The 5,551-nt window shown below is 75.0% G+C and carries 5 protein-coding genes and 1 pseudogene; 4 read left to right on the plus strand and 2 right to left on the minus strand.

The features are described 5' to 3' along the window. The 4 genes from CCN42_RS30035 to CCN42_RS30050 all read left to right on the plus strand — a co-directional run. Positions 1–781 (plus strand): PHP domain-containing protein (locus tag CCN42_RS30035; RefSeq protein ID WP_107427664.1); only part of this gene is annotated, 781 nt, incomplete at its 5' end. Positions 782–821: 40 nt separating this feature from the next. Next, positions 822–1,487: an HAD family hydrolase gene (locus CCN42_RS30040; protein ID WP_086740339.1), complete on the plus strand. Its 666-nt coding sequence runs from the start codon at positions 822–824 to the stop codon at positions 1,485–1,487. Positions 1,488–1,771: 284 nt separating this feature from the next. Further along, entirely contained in the window at positions 1,772–2,800 is a 1,029-nt protein-coding gene (locus CCN42_RS30045) for an SDR family oxidoreductase (RefSeq protein WP_086740340.1), read from the plus strand. 61 nt (positions 2,801–2,861) lie between these two features. Further along, the gene (locus CCN42_RS30050; protein ID WP_086740342.1) at positions 2,862–3,140 is read left to right on the plus strand and encodes a hypothetical protein; all 279 of its coding nucleotides are present in this window, start codon (positions 2,862–2,864) and stop codon (positions 3,138–3,140) included. A gap of 89 nt (positions 3,141–3,229) precedes the next feature. Here CCN42_RS30050 and CCN42_RS30055 read toward each other — a convergent pair whose 3' ends face one another. Both CCN42_RS30055 and CCN42_RS30060 read right to left on the minus strand, forming a co-directional pair. Continuing rightward, positions 3,230–4,519, minus strand: coding sequence for an ROK family transcriptional regulator (locus CCN42_RS30055; protein ID WP_086740344.1), 1,290 nt, complete (start codon positions 4,517–4,519; stop codon positions 3,230–3,232). Positions 4,520–4,615: 96 nt separating this feature from the next. Continuing rightward, positions 4,616–5,551, minus strand: a pseudogene (locus CCN42_RS30060) (ferredoxin reductase domain-containing protein); the annotation flags it as partial.

Consider the following 5,551-nt stretch of genomic DNA (forward strand, 5'->3'; position numbering starts at 1 on the left):
GCGCCTGGCCCCCGCGCCCCGGCGCGGCGGCGAGGCGCTGCGGGCGCTGCTGCGCGGGGACTGCCATCTGCACTCGGACTGGTCGGACGGCGGCAGCCCGATCGAGGAGATGGGCCGGGCCGCGATCGGGCTGGGGCACGAGTGGGCGGTGCTGACGGATCACTCGCCGCGGCTGACGGTCGCCCGGGGCCTGTCCCCCGGCCGGCTGCGCGAGCAGCTGGACGTGGTGGCGGCGCTGAACGAGACGTGGGCGCCGTTCCGGCTGCTGACCGGCATCGAGTGCGACATCCTCGAGGACGGCTCGCTGGACCAGGAGCCGGAGCTGCTGGACCGGCTGGACGTGGTGGTGGTGTCCGTGCACTCCAAGCTGCGCATGGACGCCCGGTCGATGACTCGCCGGATGGTGGCCGCCGTGCGCAACCCGCACGCGGACGTGCTGGGGCACTGCACCGGGCGGCTGGTGACCGGGCGGGGGCGGCCGGAGTCGGAGTTCGACGCGGACGCGGTGTTCGCCGCGTGCGCCGAGGCGGGTACGGCGGTGGAGATCAACAGCCGGCCGGAGCGCCTGGACCCGCCGCGCCGGCTGCTGCGCCGGGCCGTCGAGGCGGGGGTGCTGTTCTCGGTCGACACCGACGCCCACGCCCCGGGGCAGCTGGACTGGCAGATCAACGGCTGCGCCCGCGCGGAGGAGTGCGGGGTGCCGCCCGAGCGGGTGGTGACGGCGTGGTCGGCGGAGGAGCTGCTGGCGTGGACCCGGGAAGGGCGGATTCCGGCGGCCTGACGTGGTACTCGCGCACTTCGGCGTGGAAAGGACTTCGATCATGGAACGTGCAGCGGTGTTCGATGTCGACGGCACGCTCGTCGACACCAACCACCTCCATGTCGTGGCCTGGTGGGAGGCGTTCCGCCAGGCGGGGCACCAGGTGCCGATGCACTCGGTGCACCGCGCGGTGGGCCTCCCGTCCGGCGATCTGATCGCGCGGCTGCTGGGCGAGGACCGCGACAAGGACCGGGACGGCGAGCTGAGCGCCGCGCACAAGGCGCTGTACGGGCAGTACTTCGACCGGCTGCCCGCGCTGCCGGACGCGGGCACCCTGCTGCGGAGGCTGCGCGACGACGGCTGGTCGGTCGTCCTGGCGACCTCGGCGAGCGGCGCGGAGCTGTCCGCGCTGCGGCGGGCGATCGACGCCGACGACGCGATCACCGCCACCGCGAGCGCGGAGGACGTCGAGTCGGGCAAGCCCTCCCCCGAGCCGGTCCGGCACGCCCTGGAGCTGGCCGGGGTGCCGGCCGAGCGGGCGGTGTTCGTCGGCGACACGGTGTGGGACATGGAGGCGGGCGCCAGGGCCGGGGTGCGGTGTGTGGGTCTGCTGTGCGGCGGCATTCCGCGCGCCGACCTGGAGGCGGCGGGCGCGGACTCGGTGTACGGCGATCCGGCCGGGCTGCTGGCGTCCCTCGCGGACAGCCCGCTGGCCCCGGAGGCGTGACACGGATCACCTCACGGGGGGGGCCGGATGCCGGAACATCCCCATGTGGTTGTCCGTTGAACCGACCGTGGGTGCGGATGGGACAGTGTCCCCGGGCCTCACCTTTTGCCCACAGGGACGATCGTCCGGCTGAAGCCCTGTGGAGCCTTTCGCCGAGAGGCGACCGCCATCCGTGCCCACACCCTGGCCGCCCCGACCGCGATTCCCCCGTCCGGTCGGGTCTTTTTCCTGTCTTGTCCGGGTACTCGGCCCTCCCGCGAGCCCATGGCCGAGAGGAGCCGACAGTGAGCAGTACACCGGGCAGCAGGGTCGTGGTGACGGGCGCGACCGGCAACGTCGGCACCAGTGTGGTGCGCCTGTTGTCGGAGGACCCGCGCATCGAGTCGGTGCTGGGGCTGGCCCGCCGGATACCCGAGTGGACGCCCCCGAAGACGGAGTGGACCGCCGCCGACCTGGCCTCGGACCGGACGGACCTGACGGGCCGGTTCCAGGGCGCCGACGCGGTGATCCACCTGGCCTGGGCCTTCCAGCCGACCCACGATCCGGCACGCACCTGGCGGACCAACGTGCTCGGCAGCATCCGGGTGTTCGAGGCGGCCGCCGCGGCCGGGGTACGGACCCTGGTGCACGCCTCCTCGGTCGGCGCCTACTCGCCCGGCCCCAAGGACCGCATGGTGGACGAGTCGTGGCCGACGCACGGCTGGCCGGACGCCGCGTACTGCCGGGAGAAGGCCTATCTGGAACGCACCCTCGACACCTTCGAGCGGGAGCACCCCGACATCCGCGTGGTGCGGATGCGCCCGGCGTTCCTGTTCAAACGGGAGTCGGCGAGCGAGCAACGGCGGATCTTCGGTGGCCGGTTCCTGCCGGGGCCGCTGGCCCGCCCCGAACTGCTGCCGTTCCTGCCGGACATCCCGGGACTGCGGGTGCAGGCCCTGCACACCGACGACGCGGCGGAGGCCTACCGGCTGGCGCTGCACGCGGACGTCCGGGGCCCCTTCAACCTGGCCGCCGATCCGCCGGTGGACGCGGAGCTGCTGGGCGGGATGCTGAACAGCCGGCCCGTACGGCTGCCGCGCACCGCGGCCCGCTCGGCGATCGCCGCGGCGTGGGGCCTGCGGCTGCTGCCGGCCTCCCCGCATCTGTTCGACGCGGTCCTGAGGCTGCCGCTGATGGACTCCTCCCGTGCCCGCACCGAGCTGGACTGGCGGCCGAGCCGCTCGGCCACCGAGGTGCTGGAGGAGTTCCTGGAGGGCGTCCAGCAGGGGGCCGGCGCGGAGACGGCGCCGATGCGGGGCCGCAAGGTGGGCTGACCACCGCCGCGTGGCGGCCCTCGCCCGGCAGCGAACCGAACCCATTCGAGAGGAGCACGACGTGGACGAGCACCGGGAGGAAGAGCCGGGCCGCGGCACCGATCCCCTGCCGCGCGATCTGCCGGACCAGCAGACCCGCGAGGGCGAGGACCCGTGGGACGTGCCCACGGGACCCGAGGGTCCGCGGGCGACGGACGACTCCGCGCGCGAGGAGGACGGAGGCGGGAGTGCCGACGTCCCGGACACCGACGAGGCGGGCACCGGAAGGCGGGACGCGCCACGGCCCGGCGGCACGGATAGGGAGGCCCCGGACGCGCCGCCGGAGGAGTCGACGGGCTGAGCCGGAGGAAGACTCGCCGCGGGACCTCGGGGGGTGTCGTCGAACTCCCGTCTGCCCTGCGGACGACGACGGGAGTTCGACGACACCCCCTAGCGCGGCGCCCGCTCCTCCAGCACGGCCCGCCAGGCCGGCGCGGGGCCTTCCGGCGCGGTCTCGGGGCGGCGCCCACCGCGGGCGAAGAAGTCGGCCAGCGGGAGGATCGCCGCGCCGACGGTGACCGCGTCGGGCCCGAGCCGTCCGAGGTCGATGGTGACCTGCTCGGCCGGGTGCCGCAGGGCGTAGGCCGCCGCGTGCCGGCGTACGGCGGGCAGGAACCCGGCGCCGAGCTGGAGCCCGGCCCAGCCGCCGATGAGGATCCGCTCGGGCTGGAAGAGGTTGATCAGGTCGGACAGGCCCGCGCCCAGGTATTCGGCGGTCTCCTCCAGCACGGCGAGCGCGGCGGGGTCGGCGGTGCTGCCGTCGGCCGGGTAGGCGGCGGCGAGCATCGCGGTGAGCGCGGTCTCCTCGTCGGTGTCGGCCGGCGGCCGGCCGCCCTCCTCCCGCCAGCGCTCCAGCAGCGACTCGGCGCCCGCGTACGCCTCCAGGCAGCCGAGCGCGCCGCAGCGGCACCGGCGTCCGCGGACCCGCACGGTCAGATGCCCCCATTCGACGGCCCGGCCGTGCTCCACCTCGGGGGTGACCAGGCAGGCGCCGACGCCCGAGCCGAAGAGGACGACGACCGCGTTGCGGGCGCCCCGGCCGCCGCCGAACCACATCTCGGCCTGGCCGAGGGTGCGGGCGCCGTTGTCGATGAACCACCGGACGGTGTCCGGGAACCGGGAGCCGGTGCGCAGCAGCTCCTCCAGCGGGACGGCGTCCCAGCCGATGGTCTGGCCGTGCACCACGGCCCCGCGGTCCGGGGTGTGCTCGACGATGCCGGGGACTCCGATGCCCACGCCGAGCAGCCGCTCCGGGTCGACGCCGGCGGTCTCGGTGACCTCGGCGACGCCGTCCCGGATGTGGCCGACGATGACGTCGACGTCGTAGCGCCGCTGCCCGAGGGGGCGTTCGGCGCGGGCGAGCTCGGTGAGGGTGAGGTCGAACAGCTCGATCCGCACCCGGGTCTCGCCGACGTCGACGCCGATCATGTGGCCGCTGCCGGACGCGACCCGCAGCAGGGTGCGGGGCCGGCCGCCGTCGGAGTCGACGCTGCCGGCCTCCTCGACCAGGCCGTCGGCGACCAGGTCGGCGACCACGTTGCTGACGGAGCCGGAGCTGAGCCCGGTGGCGGGGCCCAGCTCGAACCGGCTGAGCGGCCCGTCGAAGTAGAGCCGTTGCAGTACGGCCGTCCGGTTGGCCCGTCTGAGGTCGCGTACCGTGCGCCCGTTCCGCCCCGCCATGTGGCTCCTCCCCAACCCTGGTCCGACCTGCTCACCCGATATTACTCAACCACTTAATTAATGGGATGAGCGAAGCGAGGCGATCCACGAAGCGGGTCAGCTCGCCGTGTACACGTCCTCCACGTACCGTCCGTCCGCGATCAGCGTGTCCAGCCATGCGGCGGCGGCCGTCTCGTCGGCGTCCGGGGTGCGCTTGCGGTACAGGGTACGGAACGCCTCCCGTACGCCCGGCGCCATCCGTGATCCGTCACCGCAGACGTACACCCGGGCTCCGGCGTCCAGCAGCGCCCCCACCTCGTCGGCCTCGGCGGCGATGCGGTGCTGGACGAAGGCCGCCCCCCGCTCGGGGGCCGCGCTGAAGGCCGGGCGCAGCGAGACCGCCCCGGCGGCCTGAGCGGCGCGCAGCTCCTCGGCGTGCAGGAAGTCGGCGTCGGGGGCGTCGCAGCCGAAGTAGAGGAGGGCGGGCGGGAGTTCGGCGCCCCGGGCGAGGGCCGCCACCCGGTCGGCGACGGCACCGCGGAAGGGGGCCAGTCCCGTGCCCGCCGCGACCATGACCACGGGCGTGGCGCCGTCGACCCGGAACACCTCGCGGCAGGGCTGGATCCGGGCGTACACGGTGTCGCCGGGGCGGACGGAGACGAGGTGCCCGGAGCCGGTGCCGCGGTGCAGGCCCCGGCCCGACCTGGCGGGCGCCTCCAGCAGGGAGACCATCAGGTCCACGTGGCCGGGGTCGGCCGCGGGCGAGGAGGAGACCGAGTAGTGGCGGGGGCGCATCGGGGTGAGCAGGTCGAGCAGCCGGGGCCAGTCGAGGGCGCCGCGCAGCGCCGGGAAGTCCTCGAACAGCTCGACCAGGGTGCGCGGGTCGTCGGTGAGGGCCGCCAGCGCGGCGCGCTCGGGCGGGCAGGGATTGGCGGCGGCGAGCACGGCGAGCCGGTCGGCGCCCGGGCGGTCGCGCAGCTCCACGTGGTGGGTGAGCAGCTGCCGCACGGTCACCGGGCGGTCGACGGCGATGCCGTCGCGGTGGGACCGGGC

The organism is Streptomyces glaucescens (assembly GCF_002154375.1).
GTDB classification, from domain to species: Bacteria; Actinomycetota; Actinomycetes; order Streptomycetales; family Streptomycetaceae; genus Streptomyces; species Streptomyces glaucescens.

Coding starts and splice junctions, on each gene's coding strand:
- CCN42_RS30040 (WP_086740339.1), top strand. CDS start 822: ATGGAACGTGCAGCGGTGTTCGATGTCGACGGCACGCTCGTCGACACC.
- CCN42_RS30055 (WP_086740344.1), bottom strand. CDS start 4,519: ATGGCGGGGCGGAACGGGCGCACGGTACGCGACCTCAGACGGGCCAAC.